The organism is Flavobacterium sp. GSP27, assembly GCF_003970395.1.
Taxonomy (GTDB): Bacteria; Bacteroidota; Bacteroidia; order Flavobacteriales; family Flavobacteriaceae; genus Flavobacterium.
Genome location: NZ_RYDP01000002.1, coordinates 110,288 through 135,173 on the forward strand (window position 1 = coordinate 110,288; position 24,886 = coordinate 135,173).

The 24,886-nt window shown below is 33.9% G+C and carries 18 protein-coding genes; 9 read left to right on the forward strand and 9 right to left on the reverse strand.

Going from position 1 to position 24,886, the window contains the following annotated elements:
- Positions 1–26: 26 nt before the first annotated feature.
- Positions 27–794 (reverse strand): TSUP family transporter, encoded by a 768-nt coding sequence (locus EKM05_RS02465; RefSeq protein WP_126553519.1) that lies wholly within the window; start codon positions 792–794, stop codon positions 27–29.
- Positions 795–923: 129 nt separating this feature from the next.
- Here EKM05_RS02465 and EKM05_RS02470 point away from each other — a divergent pair, with 129 nt between their 5' ends.
- Positions 924–1,445 carry a hypothetical protein gene (locus EKM05_RS02470; protein WP_126514826.1) on the forward strand — a complete coding sequence of 174 codons (522 nt, stop codon included), beginning with the start codon at positions 924–926 and terminating at the stop codon, positions 1,443–1,445.
- A 3-nt stretch (positions 1,446–1,448) separates the two neighbouring features.
- Here the strand turns inward: EKM05_RS02470 and EKM05_RS02475 are convergent, their stop codons facing one another.
- From EKM05_RS02475 to EKM05_RS02485, 3 genes are all read right to left on the reverse strand, one after another.
- Positions 1,449–2,348 carry a patatin family protein gene (locus tag EKM05_RS02475; RefSeq protein ID WP_126459609.1) on the reverse strand — a complete coding sequence of 300 codons (900 nt, stop codon included), beginning with the start codon at positions 2,346–2,348 and terminating at the stop codon, positions 1,449–1,451.
- Between the two features lie 50 nt (positions 2,349–2,398).
- Positions 2,399–4,459 (reverse strand): M1 family metallopeptidase, encoded by a 2,061-nt coding sequence (locus EKM05_RS02480; protein WP_126553286.1) that lies wholly within the window; start codon positions 4,457–4,459, stop codon positions 2,399–2,401.
- A gap of 276 nt (positions 4,460–4,735) precedes the next feature.
- A complete protein-coding gene (locus EKM05_RS02485) occupies positions 4,736–4,918 on the reverse strand; it encodes a hypothetical protein (protein ID WP_126553288.1) in 183 nt (60 codons plus the stop codon).
- A 97-nt stretch (positions 4,919–5,015) separates the two neighbouring features.
- On the opposite strand from EKM05_RS02485, the gene EKM05_RS02490 reads away from it, so the two are divergent.
- Positions 5,016–5,753 (forward strand): diphthine--ammonia ligase, encoded by a 738-nt coding sequence (locus tag EKM05_RS02490; protein ID WP_126553290.1) that lies wholly within the window; start codon positions 5,016–5,018, stop codon positions 5,751–5,753.
- A gap of 409 nt (positions 5,754–6,162) precedes the next feature.
- On the opposite strand, the gene EKM05_RS02495 is transcribed toward EKM05_RS02490, so the two are convergent.
- Together EKM05_RS02495 and bla are read right to left on the reverse strand one after the other, a co-directional pair.
- Positions 6,163–6,708, reverse strand: a complete 546-nt coding sequence (locus tag EKM05_RS02495) for a DUF1697 domain-containing protein (protein WP_126459600.1) — start codon at positions 6,706–6,708, stop codon at positions 6,163–6,165.
- A 126-nt stretch (positions 6,709–6,834) separates the two neighbouring features.
- Positions 6,835–7,587, reverse strand: coding sequence for a BlaB/IND/MUS family subclass B1 metallo-beta-lactamase (gene bla / locus EKM05_RS02500; RefSeq protein ID WP_126553292.1), 753 nt, complete (start codon positions 7,585–7,587; stop codon positions 6,835–6,837).
- Between the two features lie 226 nt (positions 7,588–7,813).
- Between bla and recG the strand changes: the two genes are divergently transcribed.
- From recG to pheT, 7 genes are all read left to right on the forward strand, one after another.
- Positions 7,814–9,919, forward strand: coding sequence for an ATP-dependent DNA helicase RecG (gene recG / locus EKM05_RS02505; RefSeq protein ID WP_126553294.1), 2,106 nt, complete (start codon positions 7,814–7,816; stop codon positions 9,917–9,919).
- 376 nt (positions 9,920–10,295) lie between these two features.
- Complete coding sequence (locus EKM05_RS02510; RefSeq protein WP_126451460.1) at positions 10,296–11,366, forward strand: efflux RND transporter periplasmic adaptor subunit; 1,071 nt, start codon at positions 10,296–10,298, stop codon at positions 11,364–11,366.
- 60 nt (positions 11,367–11,426) lie between these two features.
- Positions 11,427–14,522 carry an efflux RND transporter permease subunit gene (locus EKM05_RS02515; RefSeq protein WP_126553296.1) on the forward strand — a complete coding sequence of 1,032 codons (3,096 nt, stop codon included), beginning with the start codon at positions 11,427–11,429 and terminating at the stop codon, positions 14,520–14,522.
- 52 nt (positions 14,523–14,574) lie between these two features.
- Positions 14,575–15,888: a TolC family protein gene (locus EKM05_RS02520; RefSeq protein WP_126460124.1), complete on the forward strand. Its 1,314-nt coding sequence runs from the start codon at positions 14,575–14,577 to the stop codon at positions 15,886–15,888.
- Between the two features lie 152 nt (positions 15,889–16,040).
- Positions 16,041–16,904, forward strand: coding sequence for a bestrophin family protein (locus EKM05_RS02525; protein ID WP_126553298.1), 864 nt, complete (start codon positions 16,041–16,043; stop codon positions 16,902–16,904).
- 75 nt (positions 16,905–16,979) lie between these two features.
- A complete protein-coding gene (locus EKM05_RS02530; RefSeq protein ID WP_231507348.1) occupies positions 16,980–17,477 on the forward strand; it encodes an AraC family transcriptional regulator in 498 nt (165 codons plus the stop codon).
- 342 nt (positions 17,478–17,819) lie between these two features.
- Positions 17,820–20,240, forward strand: coding sequence for a phenylalanine--tRNA ligase subunit beta (pheT, locus tag EKM05_RS02535; protein WP_126553300.1), 2,421 nt, complete (start codon positions 17,820–17,822; stop codon positions 20,238–20,240).
- Between the two features lie 131 nt (positions 20,241–20,371).
- Here pheT and EKM05_RS02540 read toward each other — a convergent pair whose 3' ends face one another.
- The 3 genes from EKM05_RS02540 to EKM05_RS02550 form a co-directional block, all read right to left on the reverse strand.
- Entirely contained in the window at positions 20,372–20,926 is a 555-nt protein-coding gene (locus EKM05_RS02540; protein WP_126553302.1) for a fasciclin domain-containing protein, read from the reverse strand.
- Between the two features lie 341 nt (positions 20,927–21,267).
- Positions 21,268–23,049, reverse strand: a complete 1,782-nt coding sequence (gene rpsA / locus EKM05_RS02545; protein WP_126459583.1) for a 30S ribosomal protein S1 — start codon at positions 23,047–23,049, stop codon at positions 21,268–21,270.
- A 385-nt stretch (positions 23,050–23,434) separates the two neighbouring features.
- A complete protein-coding gene (locus EKM05_RS02550) occupies positions 23,435–24,811 on the reverse strand; it encodes a nucleoside permease (RefSeq protein ID WP_126459580.1) in 1,377 nt (458 codons plus the stop codon).
- Between the last annotated feature and the right edge of the window lie 75 nt (positions 24,812–24,886).

The following is a 24,886-nucleotide window of genomic DNA, read 5'->3' on the forward strand; positions in this document are numbered from 1 at the left end:
TTCTTAATAAGATATTCTTGTATTTATTATCTCAAAAACACATCGTACGCAAAACGGATTAAAGTCCCAACAACTACAACTAGAAAAAAAATCCGAATAAAACTATTTCCCTTGTTAATGGCTATTTTTGCTCCAATCCATCCGCCTAATGCATTGCTGGCAGCCATGGGTAGTGCAATTGCCCAAATAATTTTTCCTTTTAAAATAAACAAACATATAGAACCAAAGTTTGTCGCCAGATTCACCATTTTCGCATTTGCGGAAGCGTGCAAAAAATCGAAACCCATAATGGCAATAAAAGCCACAACCAAAAAACTTCCGGTTCCCGGTCCGATAAATCCATCATATAAACCAACTACAAAACTGATTCCGATAGCATTACAAATTTGAGTTCTTGAGGAATGATTTTTTTCAATATGTTGTCCAAAATTTTTCTTGGCGTACGTGTAAACAACTAAAAAAGAAAGAACCACCAATAATAACGGTTTCATGAAATCATTGCTCACATACGTCAATAAAGTAGAACCCAAAAATGCCGATGGAAAGGCCAAAAGCATCATAATCGACAATAGTTTCCAGTTCATATCTACCTTTTTTAGATATTGATATGCTGCAAAGGAAGTACCACTAAAAGCAGGAACTTTCAAGGTTCCAATTACGGTTGCAACAGGAAGATTCGGTAATAAAACCAATCCCATAGGCGTTTGTATTAATCCGCCACCTCCAACAATTGCATCAATAAATCCAGCAGCAAAGGCCGCAATACAAAGTAAAGCCAAAACGTAAGTCTCCATCATAGTATTCAATTAAAATATTCTTGTTACGAACAACAAAAATAGCATTCGGTTTCATTTATTGCTATTAAATAGAAATTGATTTATACTCAAAAAAGTATATTTTTGCTAAATAATTTTCACATCAAAATGGATTCTACAAAAATCATAGAAATTCTGGGCTACACAATACCTTCACTAATTACTGGAGGTGTTGCTTATTATTTATTTAACGCTTATTTCAAAGACCAACAAAATACAAGACGCTGGTTATTACAAAAAGACGCTCAAAAAGACTTATTGCCTCTGCGCTTGCAGGCTTATGAGCGTATGGCTTTGTTTATGGAACGGATCAATCCTTCAAAACTTTTAGTTCGAATTACCCCTCTTTCAGAAGATAAAAACGAGTATCGCAATTTTGTAATTGCACAAATCGAACAAGAGTATGAACACAATTTAGCACAGCAAATCTACATTTCGGATGAGTGTTGGTCCATTATTGTTACAGCCAAAAATGCAACCATTCAAATGATTCGTTTGGCAACAACTAATGAAAGAGTAAAAGACGCAAATAGTTTGCGGGAAATTATCATTGAAGATTTATTAGAGAAACCTTCTCCAAGCACTGCAGCATTGGCTTATATTAAAAACGAAGTGGGACAATTGTGGTAAGAGTTATTTTATATCACTCATAATTTCACTTTTAGTCAATGCGTATTCGTAACCTTGTTTCCACCATTTTTTCATTTCTGTTTTGTTAAAAAAAAGCGCATTATCAGTCAAATGCGTTGGAGTATAATAAAAATTTATGGTTACATTATTATTCTTTGCTGCCAAAAGACCAATGGCAATGTCCTTTTTCTTTACCTGTTCGAGAACAGTCCCAAATAAATTTACCAATAAAGAGAAAGGGTTTCTACTGATAATTTTTTTACTAATTTGGGTTTCTGTTTGCAAGATAATAACATCAATTTCTGTTGCTCCTCGATTTATGGCTTCTCGAATTGGTACTAAATTGGTAAATCCACCATCGCCATAATCACTTCCTTTTTTATTAACCAAACTCATGAAGGGAAGATAATTACATGAAATCCAGATCCAATCACAAAACTCAGAATATTCAAAATCTTTAATTGACTTGTACTCCACTTCATTAGTGCTCAAATTGGAAACGGTAATGATAACATCTTTGCTCCCGGCTTTTAACTCTTTAAACTCTTCACGAGTAATGGATTTTCGAATTAATTTTCTCAAACTATGACTTTCTCCAAAAGTCTTACTCCCTCTGATGAGATTGATTAGTACATTAAAATGGTTTATCGAAATAACAAATACCCCATTTTTATTTTTTACAAAAAAAGGACGTCTACTAAAAATACTGGACTGATTTACAGAGGTAAAAATTTCTTTTATTTTTTCAATTTTATTTAAAGCCAAATGAGGAATCAGCAAACTTCCAGTTGAAGTTCCGACGAAAAGATCATATTTATCGGCTTCTTTTTCTAAAAGAAATTCTGCTACCCCGCCTGCAAATGCTCCTTTACTACCACCCCCTGAAATGACTAATGCTTTCATCTATTTTATATTGAAATAATAAATCTTATATTATTATCTCGTTAAAGTAATTAAAAAATCAATCTTTTCAATTGAAATTGCTCCTTTTCAATCAAATTTGGTAAAATCCTTTCGAATGAAAGCTGCATTTCTTTGTTTTTTAGCAAGGTTCTAATGTTGTCTCTCGCAAATTTTGAAAACTGCCACATTTGATGTGTTGATGCATTGATCAAGTTTTTCAAAACCGTGTCGTTTATTATTCCAAAAGTAAGAAGATTTTCCAAAGCATTTTGGCGTGTTGTCGCTTCATAAATTGAAGAAGAATAATTCACCAATTCCGTGATTAAATCCGTTTTGTCTGATGCATAATCTGGACTTGACAAGGCTAAGCTAAGCCACAAGGTTTTAAGATTATAATCATTAAAACCAATCCAGTCTTTGGATTTATCCAAATAAAGAGAGCGATATTCGGGGAAATTATTCCATAAATGATACAACGCTATTTCTTGGGTTTGATAGGAATGATCATCGAGTAAAGTCTCATATTGCAAACGGAAATCTTCGGGTATTTTAGTCAAAGTACTAGCTACAGCCTGACGCACTTGGAGATTTTCAGTTGTTAAAGCCAATGCCAGAAGTTCTTTTTTATCTTCCCATTTTTCATTTTTTAATTGATTTAAAATAACTTCTTTTACCAAAAAATAGACGTCAGATTGCATTGTTTTTTCAAGAAAATCCTTTTTCTCTGACAACGGTTTGTTTTTTAATTTATCGACTTCAAACAACGCCTGAATTGATTTGTTTTTAAGCAATAAACTATTGGCTTGTTGTGTATTGAAAACAGTAGTTTCAAGCCATACTTCACTAAAATTATCTAAATCATAACTAGATACTTTTTTGATTTCAGCAAAAAAATCTGTTGTATTCACATTTTGAAATGCATTTTTTTCTAAATAACTTTTTACCGCTTTTTTAAACGCCTTATCCCCTATTTCTTTGTGTAAAACAAAAAGTGCCCAAGCTCCTTTTTGATAAAAAGTCAATGAACTGGCTTTGGCATTCAAAACCGGAATGCTATCCGTTCTGGAAGCGTATTTTAATTGTGATGCCGACTCATATAATTTGGAATAAAAATAATCTTCTCCATAGATTTCCTTTTCGGCTAAAAGTGCATAATACGTTGCAAAACCTTCTTGTAACCAATGATGCTTGCTGCTTTCGGCAGTGACTAAATTCCCAAACCACTGATGTGCTAATTCATGCGCATTGACATTCGTGTAACTTCTGTCTTCAAAACCTGTAGAATCCACCACATAACGCGTGTTGAAAAGCGTTGCTGATGTATTTTCCATTCCGGCATACAAGAAATCTCGAACAGGTGCTTGTTTGTAAATTTCCCAAGGATACTTCACTCCTATTTCCTTTTCTAAGAAATCAAACATTTTTTTAGAGTTGCGATAGGTTGGTTCAAATTTGGAAACGTCTTTTAGTCCCAAATACATTTCTAAAGGAATTCCAGAATTTGATTTCTCGATTTTTTTTTCAAATTTACCGATGGTAAGCATCAATAAATAAGAACTCATTGGTTTTTGCATTTGGTATTGCCAAACCGAAAGTCCATCAAATCCAGATTTAAATCTCAAAGTTCCATTTGAAATTACCTGATACTCTTTTTTGAATATAATATTCAAATTGAAAACCACTTTTTCATTCACATCATCAAAACTCGGAAACCAATGACTGGTATATTTTCCTTGTCCTTGCGTCCAAATTTGTAAATTATCATTTGCTTCTGAACCCACGAAATACATCGTTTGTTTTGGCTTTGCCAAATACTGAAAAGTCAGGTTGTTTTTTCCATTTGTGAACGGAAATATAATTTGTAATTGTGTCTCAGTATTGCGAAAATTAATCGGTTTTCCGTTCAGTTTTACATCTGAAAATTCTATGTTTTGGGCATCAATTTTAATGGTATCTATAGATTTCAAAACATTAAAATCATAATTAACATCACCAGAAACAGTTCTTTCAATTGGATTTATTACAATTTTCCCTAAAACTGATTTAAAATCAACAAATTGGGTTTGTTGGGCGAATGTGAACGTGGAAATAAAAAAGAATAGGTATTTCATTCTATTTTGGATTTATGGAATCTGTATTCCAATTTTTAGGATTGTTTTTTATGTAATGATATACGGCATGGAATGAATTGTAATTGCGTACAATATGATCGTGATAATTTGATTGCCAAATGGTATTTATCATTGGTTGTTCCGGTTGTATGGTAGAGACGCACTGCAGTGCGTCTCTACGTCGGATGACGAAACAATTTCAATCAACAAATGAATATGATTGGGCATAATGACCCAATTATGAAAAAACCAACGTTCCCTTATTGTAATTGATTTCTACAATTCCGTTTCAATGATTTTTCCGTTATCGTTTAGTGTCATTTTATCATCAGCAATAGTTCCAAAAATGAATTCCCTATTCTGAGGAACCAAAGTAATGAAATAAATAGCTTTACTGGAATAATCCCAATTTTTAAATCGATTTGATTCGGTTTGATATCTATTTTTAAATAATGGCATTTAAAATTATTGCATGATTTCCAAAGTTACAAAGGTTTCCTAAACTAATCCGACAAATTTTGTAAGTTTACCTACAGAAAATTATAAGATAATTACATTGAAAAAGAAAGCCTTATTTAATTGGAGCAGCGGAAAAGATTCTGCACTGGCCTTATATAAAACGCTACAAAATCCAGAAATTGAAATTGCCAGTTTACTGACCAGTGTGAACCAAGAACATCAGCGTATTTCAATGCATGGCGTCCGAGTAGAATTATTGAAACAACAAGCCGAAAGCATTGGATTGCCTCTTGAAATTATGCAAATTCCTGAAATGCCAACCATGGAGGTGTACGAAAATGTGATGCGGGAAACATTGGCAAAACTAAAAAACCAAGGTGTTACACATTCGATTTTTGGTGATATTTTTCTGGAAGATTTACGTAAATACCGAGAGGAAAAATTAGCCGAAATAGGTTTTGAAGGTATTTTTCCGCTTTGGAAAATCCCAACACATGATTTAATTCAAGAATTTATCAATTTAGGTTTTAAAACAATTGTGGTTTGCGTCAATGAACGCTTTTTAGATAAAAGCTTCGTTGGTCGCGTGATTGATCAAAATTTCATCAATGAATTACCTGAAAATGTAGATGTTTGCGGAGAAAACGGAGAATTTCACACCTTCACTTTTGACGGTCCCATTTTCTCGAAACCTATCAATTTCGAAATTGGCGAAGTTGTTTATAGAAAATACGAAAAACCAGAAAAGGAAGATCCATCTGATACTGCTTGTGACACGAGCGCTTCTGATGCATTTGATTTTGGTTTTTGGTATTGTGATCTGGTTGAAAAATAATCTATTTAATGGCTAATAAATTCAGTACTTTAGGATAGGCTTCATTTTTATAATTAAGGTTTTAAAAAAAAAGTACCAAAAATTTTTCAACTCCTGAGATCTCTTTCGCAAAAATGCTTCATAATCCTAAATTTAACCGCATCAAAATGTTCAATAAGCACTTATTAATTTACTTTTTTAACTAAAAGCGTAAAATAATATTTGACATCGTTTACACAGATATTATTGAGATGATTCTTTTTGTAAAAAGTTACGTCAAATTATAAATATTTTATTTCTAAAATTAAAAATAGATTCTGAAACATCCTTGTTTTGACTCTAAAAAAATACCGCTAATTCGCAAATTTCAAATGGATGATAACATTTGAAAATTAGCGAATTAGCGGTTATACTAGATTTTAAAGTCTTATTATCTTTCCTCGTAAAGTTTCAGTAATTGCGTCACAGTATTCCAATTGCGGATTGTTGCAATAACGTTTAGTTTTTTCTCGATGTATTTTTGATCGAATCGGGTTTTTCCGGCGCCAACAGCATATTTAATAAAAATTCTGCTGCCGTCAATACTGGCTTCATCTGGTTTGAACTGACTTATTCTCAAATCATTCATACTGCTACTTTGTAACGTAGTCGAAATAAAAGCCACATATAACTTCTTAGTATCAATATCTTTTTCCTTCAAGAAAGGATTGTTCTTGAAACATGCTTCTAAATCTGCAGAGCTAATGACTACAACCGGAACTTCATGACCAAAAGCCTTGAAAATTTCCTGTTTTATTTTGAATCCAACAGCAGCTGAACTTTCTTCTTCTGTATCTACAAAAACATTTCCCGATTGAATATACGTTTGTACATTTTGAAAACCAATGGCTTCCAAAGTTGTTTTTAGCGCCTCCATTTTTATCATACTATGACCTGAAACATTGATGCCACGGAGTAATGCGAGATGAGTTGTCATTTTTTAAGCTTTTTTATTTTTGCGAAGGTATTGTGTTTGGAGGGAATTTTTTTTATTTAATTAAATCAGAAATTTTGTCTATTAATCAAAAAAAAACTGAAACTAAAAAACGTTGGATAGATGACCTTATTTTTTATACTTATTTTTCTTTTCATTCGCTCGCAATAAATCTAAAGTATGCTTTAAGGAATATATACTTTTCCAATCATGGTGTCCTGTAATTATAAACTTCGGTTTATTAAATTTAGTTTGAACCCGTTTAATCGTATTTGGCCATTCTGTAACATTTGCTTCCCCTACATATTCTAAATCTTTAGCATCAATGCTTTTTACTAAACAACCACCATAAAGAATTTTCTGTTTCTCAAACCAAATTACAATGTTATCTTTTGTATGTCCTTCTCCAGCATAATAGGTTTCAAATTTAAAGTCTCCCACATTAAAGACGGTATCTTTTTCAATCAAAAATTCGGATCTTGGTCTTTCATATTCTATCGAAATTTCATCCGTTTGCTTAGTTGTGTAAGTTTTTATTCCAAGTTGTTTATAAAAGTCAAGTCCTGAAGTTCTATCTTCATGGGAATGCGTAGCAACTGCTAAAATTATCTTTTTATGATGTTTTGCTTCAATCGTGTCTAGTAGCGACTGAAAAGGAAATGTATCCCATGGAGAATCAAAAAGGATAACACCTTCAGGAGTCACGACATACATGGCATTAGCATCTTGCTTTTTGGTTCCAAACATTTTATACGTAGTGTACACGTAAAAATCACCTGTGATTTGTGTTATTTTTAATTCATTGTTTACTGTTTGTCCAAAAGAAATATTAGAAGAAAATAATAAAAATAAGGTCAATACAAGTGATAAAACAGGTTTCATATTTGATTTTTTTAATTTAATTATTTAAACAGAGAAAATTACATCATATAATTAAATATGTTGCAACAATTCCTCAAATATAACAATTTTCCTATGCTATTTCCAAACATTCTCATTTCCAAATTTCCAAACAAAAAACTATCTTCGCTCCATCAAATTAAAAATCCGTATTGATCTGCGTTTTTGCTTTTGCAAATCCGTTTTATCCGTGTCCAAAAAAAACTAAATGCAAAACCTCCTACTCACTCCCATCGAATACTTGAAAGGTGTTGGTTCCAATCGGGGCGAATTGCTTCGTAAGGAATTGGGAATTTATAAGTACGTGGATTTGGTTAATTTTTTTCCAAATAGATACATAGACAGAACGCGCTATTACAAGATTAACGAACTGCAAAATAATAGTGCCGAAGTTCAAATTATCGGTAAAATCATCAACATCAAAACTGTAGAATTTGGCAAAAACCAAAAACGATTGGTAGCGACTTTTGTAGATGATACAGGACAAATGGAACTCGTTTGGTTTCAAGGTCACAAATGGATTCGGGAGAGTTTAAAGCTCAATGAAATGTGTGTTATTTTTGGGAAATGCACCTCTTTTGGAAATGCGTTCAACATGGCGCATCCCGAAATTGAATTGATGACAGAGCATGAACAAAGTCTGCGTTCAGCGATGCAACCCGTGTATCCTTCGACAGAAACTTTGACTAATCGCGGAATTTCAAACCGGGTGATTAATAAACTGATGCAGCAATTGTTTCTGGAAACACAAGCGTTATTCACGGAAACTTTACCGGATTATTTGATTAACGAATTGAAGCTGATTCCTAAAAAAGCGGCTTTATTCAACATTCATTTTCCAAAAAGTGCTGATGTTTTAGCAAAAGCCAAATTCCGATTAATATTCGAAGAATTGTTCTTTATCCAATTGCAATTAATCACGAAGAATCTCATCCGAAAACATAAAATAAAAGGACATCCGTTTACAACTGTAGGCGAAAACTTCAATGATTTTTATCAGCATCATTTGCCTTTTCAACTGACAAATGCTCAAAAAAGAGTGATAAAGGAAATCCGAACCGATATGGGAAGCAACGCCCAAATGAACCGATTGCTGCAAGGCGATGTAGGTTCCGGAAAAACAATTGTGGCTTTTATGAGCATGCTTTTGGCGCTTGATAATGGCTTCCAAGCCTGCTTGATGGCACCAACAGAAATCCTCGCCAATCAGCATTTTATCGGTTTATCCGAATTGGCCGAAACTTTAAATATAAATATCCGAATCCTAACAGGTTCCACCAAAATAGCTCAACGCCGAATTATCCATGAAGAACTGGAAAACGGAACGTTACATATCCTCATCGGAACGCATGCTTTACTAGAAGATAAAGTAAAATTCAAGAATTTAGGACTGGCTGTAATTGATGAGCAACATCGTTTTGGCGTAGAGCAACGCTCTAAATTATGGAAGAAAAATGTGATTCCGCCACACGTTCTGGTAATGACCGCCACGCCTATTCCCCGCACTTTGGCGATGAGTTTGTATGGCGATTTAGACATTTCAGTAATTGATGAACTGCCTCCGGGACGAAAACCGATTCAGACCGTACATCGTTTTGACAGCAACCGTTTGAAGGTTTGGAAATTCCTTCGGGACGAAATCGCTTTGGGTCGCCAAATCTATATTGTGTATCCGCTCATCCAGGAATCGGAGAAAATGGATTTCAAGGATTTAATGGACGGTTACGAAAGTGTTTCCAGAGATTTCCCATTGCCACAGTATTCGATTTCAATTTTGCACGGAAAGATGAAACCAGCGGAAAAGGATGCAGAAATGAAACGCTTTTCAGAAGGGAAAACTAATATTATGGTCGCAACAACTGTAATTGAAGTTGGCGTGAATGTTCCTAATGCCAGCGTGATGATTATTGAAAGTGCGGAACGTTTTGGATTGTCGCAACTCCATCAGCTTCGAGGTCGCGTGGGGCGTGGTGCGGAGCAAAGTTATTGCATCCTGATGACAAGTCACAAATTGAGTTCTGACAGTAAAACCCGAATGGAAACGATGGTGCAAACAAACGATGGTTTCGAAATTGCGGAAGTCGACTTGAAGCTTCGTGGTCCGGGTGATTTGATGGGAACACAACAAAGCGGCGTACTGAATCTTCAAATTGCCGATTTAGTTCGAGACAGAGATACTTTAGCTTTAGCCAGAAATTATGCTTTAAAACTTCTTAAAGAAGATGCAGGGATGCAAAAACCGGAGCATACCGCTTTGAGAGCCGTTTTTATCGAAATGACAAAAAAGAAAAACATCTGGAATTATATTAGCTAACCTAAATTCTTATTTTGAGAATAATGTTCAACTTTTGTTTTTGATTAAAACTAAAACGGTGAGAAGTTGATATTTTATCTTTCTAACGTAATTTTTGATCGTATGTACTTTTTAATTTAGTTTCGTTAAATACTATTTTTTCTATTATCAATTAAACCATTTCCGTTTTTTGTAGTCCTACAATCTAATGAGTTTCCGAAAACATTTTTTTTAATGCTATATTTCTAAAATATTTATAATTCAGAAACGTATTTTTTACGGACAAGACATTTGTATGTACAAACGTTAAATAAAAATTAACACCTCAATTAATTCATTTCTAAAACCTAAATTTGTCTTTAACTAAAAAACTGAGACCTAATCTTACTTAATAACTATGAAAATTAAATACCTAGTTTATGCCTTGCTAACAATTGGAATCATTGGATTTATTGGTTACCGAATAAAAGAAAACAAAAGTAAAAGTGGCGATTCAAAAGATCAATCAGGAAACATCAAATCAATGAATGTCAGTGGAATTATTGTAGAGCCACAAACGTTTGATAATAATTTATCGCTATCTGGTTCTATTGAAGCCAATGAACAGGTTGAAATCCGGAGTGAAGTTTCAGGAATTGTTGAACGAATTTATTTTGAGGAAGGAAGTAGCGTTAGCAAAGGTCAAGTACTTTTTAAAGTGAATGATTTAGAGTTAAGAGCCCAATTGAGACAAGCATCTACTCGAGAAGGATTAGCTTCAGAAAATGCTAGAAGAGCACAATTATTACTTCAAAAAGAAGCCATTAGCCAGGAAGAATATGATTTAGCCCGAGCGGATCTAAAATCAGCAGAAGCCCAAACTCAGTTGATTCAAGTTCAAATTGCCAAAACATCTGTACGAGCGCCCTTCTCAGGAAAAATTGGTTTGCGTTCTATTTCTCCGGGGATTTATATTACACCTTCCATGTTGATTGCAAATCTTGTGAACACCAGCAAGCTAAAAATAACTTTTTCGATTCCTGAAAAATATGCTACACAAATTAAGAAAAACACCTCTTTACACTTTACAGTAGCCGGATCTAATAAAAAATATAGCGCTATGATTTATGCTATTGAGCCAAGAGTGTCTGTAGCTACCAGAACCATACAAGTACGAGCATTAGCAGAAAACAAAGACGGTAACTTATTACCGGGACTTTTTGCCGATGTAGAAATGCCTTTGGATATTATCAAAGATGCGATCTTAGTCCCAACAGAAGCGATCATTCCGGTTCAAAACGGTAAAAAAGTTTTTATTTCCAGTGGAGGGAAAGCAAAGCAAGTGATGGTCGAAACCGCCACCAGAACGGATGCTTCCATCTTAGTACTTTCAGGACTTAAGGCGGGTGATACGTTATTGACCAGTGGTATTATGTCCTTAAAAAATGATGTTCCTGTAAAAGTAACTGTCGCTAAAAATAATATTTAAGGTCAATACCCTTAAAATTAAATCCCTTTGTTTATTGGGATTAAAAACTAAATTAAAACAATGAGTTTATCAACTTTAAGTATTAAAAGACCTGTATTAACTATAGTAATGAACCTTTCCATTGTGTTATTTGGAATAATTGGATATAGTTTTTTGGGAGTCCGGGAATTTCCTTCTATTGATCCTGCGCAAATTTCGATTCGAACCAATTATGCCGGAGCAAATGCGGATATTATTGAGTCACAAATTACCGAGCCTATAGAAAAAGCAATCAATTCTATTGAAGGAATTAGAAATATTACTTCGTCGAGTACCCAAGGAAACAGCAGCATAACCATTGAATTTAATTTAGGTAAGGATCTTGAAGCTGCCGCCAATGATGTTCGGGATAAAGTATCTCAGGCAGTACGAAATTTGCCAGAAGACATTGATTCCCCTCCTGTTGTCTCTAAAGCAGATGCCGATAGTCGGGCCATTATTTCGATGACAGTTCAAAGTGATTCCAGAAATTCCCTAGAATTAAGTGATTATGCTGAAAATGTTATTGCCCAAAGATTAGAAACAATCCCTGGAGTCAGTGGAGTTCAAATTTGGGGACAACAGAGATTTGCCATGCGTTTATGGATTGATCCTGTCAAATTAGCCGCTTACGGATGTTCCGTAGCCGAAGTTAGAGATGCCTTAAATCAACAAAATGTAGAACTCCCTTCTGGAAAAATAACGGGCAATAATACGGAATTAACAGTAAAAACAGTTGGAAATTTATCTACAGCCGAAGAGTTCAATAATATTATCATTCGTTCCGAAGGAGCAAAAACGGTTCTTTTTAGTGATATAGGTACAGCGGTTTTAGGACCTGAAAATCTGGAAACAAAAATGACGCAATCCGGTTTACCGTTAGTGGGTGTAGCTATAGTTCCGCTTCCTGGTGCAAATTATTTAGATATTTCTAAAGAATTCTACAAAGAATATGATAAATTAAAAAAGGATTTACCCAAAGATATTAAATTAAACATTGTTATTGACAGCACTATTTTTGTAAAAAAATCCGTTATTGAAGTGGCTGAAACCTTGTTAATTTCTATCATTTTGGTAATTCTGATCATTTATTTATTCTTTAGAGATTGGGCTATTGCCATTAGACCCTTAATTGACATACCGGTTTCGCTAATTGCTACGTTCTTCATCATGTATCTTTTTGGTTTCTCGATAAATGTGCTGACTTTATTAGCTATTGTTCTTGCTACAGGGCTGGTCGTTGATGATGGAATTGTTGTCACGGAAAATATTTTTAAGAAGGTCGAAGAAGGGATGTCTCCAATTGAGGCAGCTATAAAAGGCTCTAATGAGATCTTTTTTGCTGTAATCTCGATTTCAATTACTTTAGCAGCCGTATTTTTACCGGTAATTTTTCTGGAAGGATTTGTTGGGCGGCTATTTCGGGAGTTTGGCGTCGTCATAGGAGCCGCAGTATTAATTTCGGCTTTTGTCTCATTAACATTAACACCTATGTTAAATGCCTATTTGATGAAAGGCGGGGAACAAAAAAAATCAAAATTCTATATTTATTCGGAACCATTTTACCAAAGATTGAATAGTGGTTATGCCAGTGCATTAAGTACTTTTATGAAACGAAAATGGATCAGTTTTCCCATTCTTATAGCTTGTTTTGGATTAATATATGTATTTTTTAATTTATTGCAAAAAGAAACTGCACCTTACGATGACCGTAGTGCTCTTGTTATGAGAATGACAACTCCTGAGGGTTCGTCCTACGAATACACGGACCGCTTTATGCAAGAATTATCACAATTAGTAGATGATTCTATTCCGGAAAAAAAGGTTGCTTTAGTAATTACATCACCGGGTTGGGGTTCCTCCTCTGTAAATAGTGGAATGATTCGAATGGCACTCTCAGAAACAGGGGAACGAGAAAAATCTCAAAAGGAAATTGCAGAAAAATTAAACCGATTAACAAAAAAATATCCCGAAATTAAGACTTCAGTTATTGAGGAACCTACTATTGCAGTAAACAGACGTGGAGGTCTACCGATTGAATACATTATTCAGGCACCTAATTTTAAACAATTAGAAAAAAAGATTCCTGAATTTATGGATGAGGCTGCCAAAAACCCTACGTTTTCGGTTACCGATGTAAACCTAAAATTTAACAAACCCGAAATCAATGTTACTATTGATCGGGAAAAAGCGAAAAGTTTAGGTATATCTGTTATGGATATTGCACAAACCTTACAACTTTCTTTGAGCGGACAGCGTTTTGGTTATTTTATGCGCAATGGAAAACAATATCAGGTCATTGGACAATTTGAACAAGAAGATCGATCCAAACCTTTGGATTTAACTTCTATGTATGTAAAAAATAGTAGTGGAGAATTAATCCAAATGGATAATGTTGTTAGTATTCAAGAACAGAGCAATCCGCCACAATTGTACCACAATAACCGATACATGTCAGCCACTGTAACTGCCGGATTAGCACCGGGAAAAAGTATCAGTGATGGAATTGATGCCATGAATGAAATTAAAGCGAAAGTACTTGACGACACTTTTACCACTGATTTAGGGGGCGAATCCAGGGATTATGTAGAGAGTAGTTCTAATACCTCTTTTGCTTTTGGATTGGCTTTACTGTTAATATTTTTGATTCTGGCAGCACAATTTGAGAGTTTTATCGATCCTTTAATTATTATTTTGACAGTTCCAATGGCTGTTGCAGGTGCTTTATTCTCCCTTTGGTTGTTTGATCAGACGTGGAATATTTTCAGCCAAATTGGAACGGTAATGCTTATTGGATTAGTCACGAAGAATGGGATTTTGATAGTTGAGTTTGCCAATAAACTGAGAGAAGAAGGAAAACCAAAACTGGAGGCTATTTTAGAAGCTTCTGAATCCAGACTTCGTCCTATTTTAATGACTAGTTTAGCTATTTCATTGGGAGCTTTGCCTATTGCGCTATCTTTAGGAGAAGCATCTACCAGTAGAATTGGAATGGGAGTTGTCATTGTTGGCGGAACAATTTTCTCTTTAATTCTAACTTTATTTGTAATCCCTGCCATGTACTTAATGTGGTCTAAAGCTCGAAAACATTATCCTGAATTTGATCATATTGAAGAATATGAAAAAGAAGTTCGATAATTTGAACGGAGCTACAAATGACAAGGATTTATCTGTGACAAAAAAAACAATTATGACAAACACTAAAATACTCTTTCGCAGTTTAATTTTAATTTTCTTTTGTATTTTAAATACCCAAGCACAAGAAGTGCTAACATTGGAAAGTGCCATAAAGATAGCATTGGAAAACAATTACGAAATAAAAATTGCAGCCAATAATTTAAAAATAGAAAAAACAAACGTAGCGGTTGGAAATGCAGGAATGCTACCCACCGTAACAGCTTCTGTAGTGGATAATAACAGCGTTCAAAATAGTTCCCAAACCAGGCAAGACGGAGCAGAAACGAAATTAGACAATGCTAAAAATAACAGTTTGAGTTATGGTGTAGGTCTGAACTGGACCATTTTTGACGGATTCCGAATGTTTGCCCGAATGAACCAGCTCAAAGAGTTACAAAAACTTGGGGAAGCCCAATTAAAGCTGACCTTAATTACTAAAATTAGTGACGTAAATGCTGCTTATTATGATTTAGTGCAGCAACAACAACAATTGGCCGCTCTGGATACGACAATTGTTATTTCAAATCAGCGATTAATTTTGGCACAAAACCGATTTACAATCGGAAAAGCATCTAAATTAGAGGTTTTGAATGCTCAGGTAGATTTAAATACTGACCAAGTCGCACTTTTAAGACAAAAAGAACTCTATGCTAACAGCAAAATCCTGCTGAATCAAATTATGGCCAGAGATCTTAAAATTAATTTTAAAGTAATCGATGTACTTGCAGTAGACCGACTGTTATTTCTTCCGGAACTTACTGTGCTGGCCGAAAAGCAAAATCCACAATTAGAAGCTCAGATCATCAATAAAAGAGTAGCTGAATTGCAATTGAAGCAAATCAAAGCAGGACGTTATCCTACAATCAGAGTTAATACGGCCTATAACTTTTCAGAAAGTCAATCCAGTCTTGGTTTCGTCACACAATCGCAATCCAGAGGTTTTAATTATGGCTTTACAGCAACATTAAACCTGTTTGATGGCTTTTCTCAAAATAGAAATGAAAAAATAGCGAAAATTCAAATTGAAAATTCCAAAATATCAATTCAGCAACAAAATTTGATCCTAAATGCTCAATTGGCAACCTCCTATCAAACCTATTTGACCAATTTAGAATTGATAACATTAGAAGAAAAAAATCAAGCAATAGCCCAACAGAATTTGACTATAACTTTAGATAAATTTCGCATTGGAACCATTACCACTCTAGAATTCAGAACCGCACAATTGAATTATGTTAATGCAAAGGTTCGCTATAGTAACGCCCAATTTCAAGGCAAATTATCTGAAATTGCACTTCGAGAATTGGCGGGAAATCTTATTTTTTAATTTGACAATAATTCACAATTTTGTTCTTTTTTCCATGGCTCAATTTTCAAATTTTAAGGACAAAACGAATGGTAGTTTACAGTAAAAATTTTGATTCCTTATTTAGAACCAGAAAGTTCATTTTAGTTTATTTTTGCAAATAAAAAATCTGAATGACTTCGTATAACCCTAAAGATTGGATTAGTTTTATTTTCCATTTAAGCAAAGCCGATACTTTTCGGAAATTGATACCAATGATGCTACTTATTGGTGTTTATTCCGGTATAATAGGGTATTTGGAAATTGAATATTGGCATTTGCCGGATAACAGTCCCGTAAAAAACATTTCAATAATGCACGGAATGTTGGGTTTTGTAATTTCATTATTATTAGCCTACCGAACCAATACAGCTTATGATCGCTGGTGGGAAGGAAGAAAATTATGGGGATCATTGGTAAATAACAGTCGTAATTTATCTATTAAATTGTCTGCAATGTTGCAGGACGAAAAAGATCGTAATTACTTTCGCAAAATAATTCCCGGGTATGCCTCAATTTTACACAAACATTTAAACGACCGTGACACCAGCCTGCAACTTTTTGACGATTTGGATTTAGACATTGATCATCAGAAACACAAGCCTAATCAGGTCGCAAAAATGATGTTTCAAAAAATCAATGATTTGTATGTTTCTAAAAAAATAACAGGCGACCAACTCTTGATTTTAAATACTGAAGTTCATTCGTTTACAGATATTTGTGGTGCTTGTGAACGTATAAAAAACACTCCTATCCCCTATTCATACAGTGCTTTTATCAAAAAATTTATTTTTATTTATGTACTGACTTTGCCTTTTGGATACGTGTTCAGTTTGGGATATTATGTAATTCCGGTTGTGGTATTTATCTTTTATGTTTTAGCAAGTTTAGAGCTGATTGCCGAAGAAATTGAAGATCCTTTTGGCATGGATGCCAATGATCTGCCCACTAAAAAAATGGCGGAAAACATAAAAAAACACGTCGAAGAATTAATTTAAATATTCCATAAATAGCACTAAAATTTAAGTTATTTACTTTAAATTTAGACTTTTCCTTTTTTAAAGTTTAAATTTATGAATAGTAATGGTACCTTCATCAACCCACCGCATTTATCAAACGAGAAATCGTTAAAAACATTAGTGGAGAACCGAACGGTTTACTCTTTGAACCATTGCGAACTAAATCTTTTTGAAACTTATGAATCATCGGCATTAGTTCCTCTAAAATTTAATGATTTTGTAGTGACTAGCATGCTCAGAGGTAAAAAAGTAATGCATCTTTTTGATGATCCGAGCTTTGTGTACTTACCAGGAGAAACAGTAGTGATTCCCTCAAATGTAGAAATGAAAATTGATTTCCCGGAGGCTACAAGAAAAAATCCAACACAGTGTTTGGTTTTGGCCATAGAGCAAACTAAGATTATAGATACCTTACAGTTTTTGAACGAACGGTATCCTAAAGACGGAAACGACCAATTTTGGCAATTAAACTACCAAAATTATTTTTTCTACAACAATGTAGAACTGGCAGCTACCATTAATAAATTAATCAAAGAATGCATGAGTATTTAATTGGTGCAACAAACTTTCCCCCAATATAATTATCATATTTTGCCTTAAATTCTGGTCTTTGTGCCACGTTATCCATATTGTTATCTGTTTATATTTTATCAAAAATAGTTACCTATTTCTCTTTAGAATAGCACAATTCATTCAAGTAATAGCATTAAATTTAAATATGTGTTTTTTTAACCTAATTTTATTGTTTAATTCACATATAATTATATTTAAGATTCCTTTATCTGTATTTTTGGTACATAGTCAATCCATATAAATGAGTTGTAAAAAACCAAAAAAATTGTTTCTTACTCCAAACTGCAATCCTTATATTTGCAGTCTCATTAAAATTAAAAGATGAAAATATCTTACAACTGGTTAAAACAATTTATTAAAATAGACTGGAAATCCGAGGAAACTGCAGCATTACTAACTGATTTAGGGTTAGAAGTAGAAATTGTTGATAAATATCAATCCGTAAAAGGCGGATTAGAAGGCATTGTTGTAGGACACGTGCTTACGTGCATCCAACATCCGGATGCTGACCGATTAAAAATTACCACAGTCGATTTAGGAAATGGCGTTCCTGTACAGATTGTATGTGGTGCCACTAATGTTGCTGCAGGACAAAAAGTGCCGGTTGCTACTATTGGAACCACATTATATGACGCCTCGGGAATTGCTTTTATAATAAAAAAAGGAAAAATTCGCGGACAGGAAAGTCACGGAATGATTTGTGCAGAAGATGAACTAGGACTAGGCGATAGCCATGACGGAATTATGATACTGGACGATGCTTTAGCAGCAGGAACTCCAGCAGCAACCGTTTTTAAAATTGAAAATGACGAAGTTTTCGAAATTGGATTGACACCCAATCGTGCTGATGCCATGAGCCATTTGGGAACTGCTCGGGATTTGAGAGCAGGAATGCTGCAAAGCGGTGTCAATGTAGAACTGATCACCCCTTCGGTAAGTAATTTTAGAGTAGATAAAAGAACCTTAAAAATTGATATTGATGTCAAAGAGTCTAAACTGGCTCCTAGATATTGTGGTGTAACCATTTCTGGTATAGAGGTAAAACCATCACCAGCTTGGTTGCAAAACCGATTGAAAGCTATTGGAATCAATCCTAAAAATAATATTGTAGATGTAACCAATTATGTTTTACATGAGCTGGGTCAACCACTTCATGCCTTTGATACTGCAAAAATTAATGGAAAGATACTCGTACAAACACTTCCTGCCGGAACTAAATTCATTACTCTTGATGATGTAGAAAGAACCTTACACGAAGAAGATTTAATGATTTGTGATGAAAAAGGACCTTTATGTATTGCCGGTGTTTTTGGCGGAAAAAAATCAGGAGTAGGTGAACATACCAATTCTATTTTTTTGGAAAGTGCTTATTTTAATCCCGTAAGTATTCGTAAAACAGCGAAAAGACATCAATTGAATACGGATGCTTCCTTTCGATTTGAAAGAGGAATTGACCCAACCATTACCGCATACGCCCTAAAAAGAGCAGCTCTATTAATACAAGAAGTAGCAGGAGGCGAAATAACATCCGATGTTGTGGATATGTATCCAAAAAAATTGGAAGACTTTTCAGTGTTTTTAAATTTTAGTAAAGTCGCTAAAATAATTGGTCAGGAATTACCAAAAGATACGATCAAACAAATATTAGCATCATTAGAAATTAAAATCAATAGTGTTTCTGACGCAGGTTTAGGTTTAACCATTCCGGCTTATCGGGTTGATGTACAAAGAGAAATTGATGTAATTGAAGAAATATTAAGGGTTTACGGTTACAATAACATTAAATTTTCAAAAAAATTGAATGCTACTGTTTCTAATTCTCCCAGAAACGAAGACTATAAGATACAAAATCTGATTGCCACACAATTAAATTCTCAAGGATTTAATGAGATGATGGCTAATTCGCTGACGACCGCTTCTTATGTAGCGCTAAGTGAAATACTTAAAGAAGAACATAACGTAACAATGCTGAATCCGTTAAGTGCTGATTTATCAACAATGCGACAATCCCTGTTATTCTCCGGATTAGAGGCTGTTTCCTATAATATTAATCGTAAAAATTCCGATTTAAAATTATTTGAATTTGGAAAATCATACCACAACTATCTTGCTGGTTATGAAGAGAAAAAACATTTGACTTTATTTCTTTCCGGAAACAGAAATCAAGAAAATTGGACTAACGCTCAAAAACCCTCTGATTTCTTTTTGTTCAAAGGCTATGTCCATGGGATCCTTTCAAGATTAGGGATTCAAAAAACACAAAATTTACCTGTTACATCTGATATTTTTTCTGAAGGAATTGCAATTGGATGTCACAAAGATACTGTGGTAGAATTTGGGGTGGTAAAAAAATCAATATTGAAGCATTTTGGAATCAAACAAGAAGTATTTTTTGCGGATTTTAATTGGGCTCTAATTTTAAAATTAATTTCTGCGAAGATAAAATATACCGAGATTCCAAAATATCCGGAAGTGCGCAGGGATTTGGCTTTGCTTATAGATCAAAACATAACTTATGAAAGTATTTATAACATTGCACGTCAGACAGAAAAAACACTTTTAAAAGACATTAATTTATTTGATGTATATCAAGGTCAAAATCTTCCTGAAGGGAAAAAATCATACGCTTTAAGTTTCGCTATTCAAGACTGTTCTAAAACACTGACGGATGCGCAAATTGACAGAATTATGAGCAAGTTGCAAAATAATTTTATAACTGAACTCGGAGCCACTTTGAGATAAGTTCAATTTTATCTAAGTAAAATATAATCCCGATGCTAAAAAACTTAGTATCGGGGTTTTTTTATAACAAAAAAGCCCTGCAAATTGCGAGGGCTCTTAAGACTAACAAAATATCAACCTCTAATCAAAAATTATTGTTTAGGTAATACAACTGCATCAATAACGTGAATCACACCATTAGATTGGTTCACATCAGCAATTGTTACTTTAGATTTTCCTCCATTTTCATCCGAGATATATAAATCTTTACCTTTCATCCAAGCAGTTAAGTTTCCGCCACTAACTGTTTTTAAGGTTGCTTTTCCTTTTCCCATTTTAATTGCTTTAGCAATATCTGAAGCATTCATTTTTCCAGCTACAACATGGTACGTAAGTATTGTTTGTAACATCTTTAAGTTTTCTGGTTTTAACAATGTAGTTACAGTTCCTGCTGGTAAATTTTCAAACGCAGCATTTGTTGGGGCAAAAACGGTGAATGGTCCTGTACTTTGTAATGTTTCAACTAAACCAGCTGCTGTTACAGCTGCAACTAAAGTAGTATGGTCTTTAGAGTTTACCGCATTTTCAACAATATTTTTAGTTGGATACATCGCTGCTCCTCCAACCATTACACTTTTTTGAGCGAAAGATGTAGCTCCAAATACTAATGTCATTAATGCAATTGATAAAAATTTTCTAGTTTTCATATTTTTTTTTTAAAAGTTATATAAAAGCATTTACGCACTATTATTACTTTTGGTTTTAAAAAAATAAAAATAATTTTCAAAATATTGATTTTCAAATAATTATATTTTTTTAATAGTGTTATGAAAATGAAACGAAGTAAAATAGCTCAGATGGCAGCAAGTATCCTTTTTATGGTGCTACCCAAAGTTATTTTTTAAAAATTAGTACTGCACAATAAAAAGATACTGCGAACAGCGGGACGATTGTGGATGGTGAACTTATATGTTATGCTCCTTAAAAAGGAAGCAAAAAAAAGCCCCACATTACTGTGGAGCTTTCTATATTCAAAAAAATCAAGAAATTATTTTTTCTCTGATTTTTCCATTTTAGCTTTTAATGCTGCTAATACATCATTACTATCACCTAAAGTTGATGCCGAAGCATTGTTTGTAGATGCTGAAGATGATGTGTTTTCAGTAGCTGTTTTCACATTTTTCTCTTCTTCTTCACGGAAGATAGCAGTGTGAGAGGCAACCACTCTTTTGAATTCTTTGTTGAATTCGATAACTTTGAAATCAGCTGTTTCGCCTTTTTTCAATTTCTTTCCGTCTTCTTTTTCAAGGTGACGTGTAGGAATGAAAGCAACGATATCATCACCAAATTCTACAGTAGCTCCTTTGTCAACAATTTCAGAGATTTCACCGTTATGGATTGTTCCAACTGCAAATGAATCTTCATATTGATCCCAAGGATTAGCAGTAGTTTGTTTGTGACCTAAAGATAATTTACGTCCATCAACATCTAATTCTAATACTACTACATCAAGTTTTTCACCAACATTTACAAATTCAGATGGGTGTTTGATTTTCTTAGTCCAAGATAGGTCTGAGATGTAAATCAATCCATCAATTCCTTCTTCTAGTTCTACGAAAATACCAAAGTTTGTAAAGTTTCTAACGATACCTGAATGTTTAGAACCTACAGGATATTTAGAAGTGATATCAGTCCAAGGATCTTGAGACAATTGTTTGATACCTAATGACATTTTACGGTCATCTCTGTCTAATGTTAAGATAACTGCTTCAACAATATCTCCTACTTTTACGAAATCTTGAGCAGAACGTAAATGAGTAGACCAAGACATTTCAGAAACGTGGATTAAACCTTCAACACCTTCAGCCACTTCAATAAATGCACCGTAATCAGCTATTACAACTACTTTACCTTTTACTTTGTCTCCAATTGCTAATTTAGCATCTAGAGCATCCCAAGGGTGAGCGTTTAATTGTTTCAATCCTAATTGAATTCTTGTTTTTTCGTCATCGAAATCAAGGATTACAACATTTAATTTTTGGTCTAATTCCAATACTTCAGATGGGTGGTTGATTCTTGACCAAGAAAGGTCAGTAATGTGAATCAATCCATCAACTCCACCTAAGTCAATAAAGACACCATAAGAAGTAATGTTTTTAACAACACCTTCTAATACTTGTCCTTTTTGCAATTGACCGATGATTTCTTTTTTCTGGATTTCGATATCCGCTTCAATAAGCGCTTTATGAGAAACAACAACATTTTTGAATTCGTGGTTGATTTTTACCACTTTGAATTCCATCATTTTGTTTACATATACATCGTAGTCTCTAATTGGTTTAACATCAATTTGAGATCCTGGTAAAAACGCTTCAATTCCGAAAACGTCAACGATCATACCACCTTTAGTTCTGCATTTTACAAAACCATTAACGATTTCTCCTGTTTCGTTAGCCGAAATAACTCTATCCCATGATTTGATAGTACGTGCTTTTCTGTGAGACAATACTAATTGACCTGTTTTATCCTCACGGATGTCAATTAATACTTCAACAGTATCACCTACTTTTAAGCTTGGGTTGTAACGGAATTCGTTCAATGAAATAACACCTTCCGATTTTGCGTTGATATCAACAATAACGTCTCTATCTGTAATTCTAACAACTGTTCCATCTACTACTTCTTCTTGATCTGTAGCGATAAATGTTTTTGAAACTAGTTCTTCAAATTCTAATAAGTTTTTTTGATCCACTGCATCAATACCTTCTTCAAAGTTGTGCCAGTTAAAATTTGCTAAAAACTCTTCTTGTGATTTTACTTGTTCAGACATGCTGATTGAAAATTTGTATTCTGTATTCTCTCGAGTTTCTTAATGTGCTAGAAAACAACAGAAGTTGTTTGTATAATTAAGTAATACCTAAAGGAAACTCTTATTCACCAAAAGGACTGCAAAAGTAACACATTTATCTTAATTTGCAAAATAATTTAAATACGATAATGTCTTGGTTTTTAGGAGCAGTAGGTTTTGGGATTTTTATGACGATTACTCCCGCTTTCCGCTATATCTTTTATACAGCATCCAGCCTTTTGAAGGCTGGATGCTGTATAAAAGGATGCCGCTTCACTCGGGGCTAGTTATATAAATATTTGATTCCCAGAATAAAAAAACCGATAGCTATTTTTAGTTATCGGTTTTTTTTATTTTTCTTTCCTTTCTAATGACTTACATTTTCAAAATCTACAGGATTGTGTTTGTGCTTGAATAAAACGGCAAAAGCCAAGGCAATTATCAGTGCATACATAGCAAAAGCCAACCAAATGGTATGCCAGTCTTTCATAAAAATGGCTTTACTAAACAATCCATCAGCCGTAATTGTATTCCCTTGAGCAGTCACAAATTCTAACATCTTTGAATTTGTCGTTTCTGTTTCCAGAAAACCAGCTAAATCTGTAGTATTATTAAATGATTTTGTAAAGTATTTATCAATAGCCCATCCCGAAGTAAAACTTCCTAAAACCGCTCCAAAACCATTGGTCATCATCATAAACAATCCTTGTGCCGAAGAACGATTTTTTGGATCTGTGGTGGTTTCAACAAATAATGATCCTGATATATTAAAGAAATCAAATGCCATTCCGTATACCACACAGGACATAATAATCATCCACAACCCGTCTGTAGGATTGCCGTAAGCAAATAATCCAAAACGCAATACCCAAGCCAGCATACTGATCAACATCACTTGTTTGATACCAAAACGTCTTAGAAAAAAAGGAATCGCAAGAATAAATAAAGTCTCCGATATTTGAGAAATCGACATGATAATAGTTGAATATTCCACTACGAAAGAATCAGCATATTTTGGAAAATGTTTGAATTCATCCAAGAAAACATCTCCGTACGCATTTGTTAATTGTAATGCGCCTCCTAAAAACATGGAGAAAACAAAGAACAAAGCCATTTTATAATCTGCGAATAACTTAAAGGATTCTAATCCTAGTGTTTCCATCACAGAAGCATTCTCTTTAGACAAGCGCTGCGGTTTACATTTGGGTAACGTAAAAGAGTAAATTCCCAAAAGTACCGCTGCTAAACCTGCAATATAAAATTGATATTCCGTTGCTTTATTTCCGGTCAAATTAGTGATCCACATAGCAACAATAAAACCGATTGTTCCCCAAACCCGTATTGGAGGGAAATTTTTGATTACATCTTTATTGTTTAATTTTAGAGCCGTGTAAGAAATTGAGTTACTCAAAGCAATCGTTGGCATATAAAAACACATTGCTAAAAGCATACTATAAATAAAGGTTTCCGGAGTAGTAACTTGTGGGATAAAAAATAATACTGCAGCATACAAAATATGAAGAATTCCATATAATTTCTCAGCATTTACCCATCGATCAGCAATAATTCCGGTTAGTGTCGGCATAAATAAAGAAGCAATTCCCATAGTTCCAAAAACCAATCCAAATTGAGTTCCTTCCCAATTCTTGGTGCCAAACCAATAATTTGCAATGGTAATCAACCAAGCTCCCCAAACAAAAAACTGAAGAAAACTCATTATTACCAATCTATTTTTAATTCCCATGCGATGAATTGTTTTTTTTGTTTTAAAAAATTTACAAGGCGTAAATCTACTATTAAAAATTAAATTTGCAACTAA

Coding starts and splice junctions, on each gene's coding strand:
- EKM05_RS02550 (WP_126459580.1), bottom strand. CDS start 24,811: ATGGGAATTAAAAATAGATTGGTAATAATGAGTTTTCTTCAGTTTTTT.
- recG (WP_126553294.1), top strand. CDS start 7,814: ATGCAAAACCTCCTACTCACTCCCATCGAATACTTGAAAGGTGTTGGT.
- EKM05_RS02485 (WP_126553288.1), bottom strand. CDS start 4,918: ATGCCATTATTTAAAAATAGATATCAAACCGAATCAAATCGATTTAAA.
- EKM05_RS02495 (WP_126459600.1), bottom strand. CDS start 6,708: ATGACAACTCATCTCGCATTACTCCGTGGCATCAATGTTTCAGGTCAT.
- EKM05_RS02520 (WP_126460124.1), top strand. CDS start 14,575: ATGACAAACACTAAAATACTCTTTCGCAGTTTAATTTTAATTTTCTTT.
- pheT (WP_126553300.1), top strand. CDS start 17,820: ATGAAAATATCTTACAACTGGTTAAAACAATTTATTAAAATAGACTGG.
- EKM05_RS02475 (WP_126459609.1), bottom strand. CDS start 2,348: ATGAAAGCATTAGTCATTTCAGGGGGTGGTAGTAAAGGAGCATTTGCA.
- EKM05_RS02540 (WP_126553302.1), bottom strand. CDS start 20,926: ATGAAAACTAGAAAATTTTTATCAATTGCATTAATGACATTAGTATTT.
- bla (WP_126553292.1), bottom strand. CDS start 7,587: ATGAAACCTGTTTTATCACTTGTATTGACCTTATTTTTATTATTTTCT.
- EKM05_RS02525 (WP_126553298.1), top strand. CDS start 16,041: ATGACTTCGTATAACCCTAAAGATTGGATTAGTTTTATTTTCCATTTA.
- rpsA (WP_126459583.1), bottom strand. CDS start 23,049: ATGTCTGAACAAGTAAAATCACAAGAAGAGTTTTTAGCAAATTTTAAC.
- EKM05_RS02465 (WP_126553519.1), bottom strand. CDS start 794: ATGGAGACTTACGTTTTGGCTTTACTTTGTATTGCGGCCTTTGCTGCT.
- EKM05_RS02530 (WP_231507348.1), top strand. CDS start 16,980: ATGAATAGTAATGGTACCTTCATCAACCCACCGCATTTATCAAACGAG.
- EKM05_RS02515 (WP_126553296.1), top strand. CDS start 11,427: ATGAGTTTATCAACTTTAAGTATTAAAAGACCTGTATTAACTATAGTA.
- EKM05_RS02470 (WP_126514826.1), top strand. CDS start 924: ATGGATTCTACAAAAATCATAGAAATTCTGGGCTACACAATACCTTCA.
- EKM05_RS02510 (WP_126451460.1), top strand. CDS start 10,296: ATGAAAATTAAATACCTAGTTTATGCCTTGCTAACAATTGGAATCATT.
- EKM05_RS02480 (WP_126553286.1), bottom strand. CDS start 4,459: ATGAAATACCTATTCTTTTTTATTTCCACGTTCACATTCGCCCAACAA.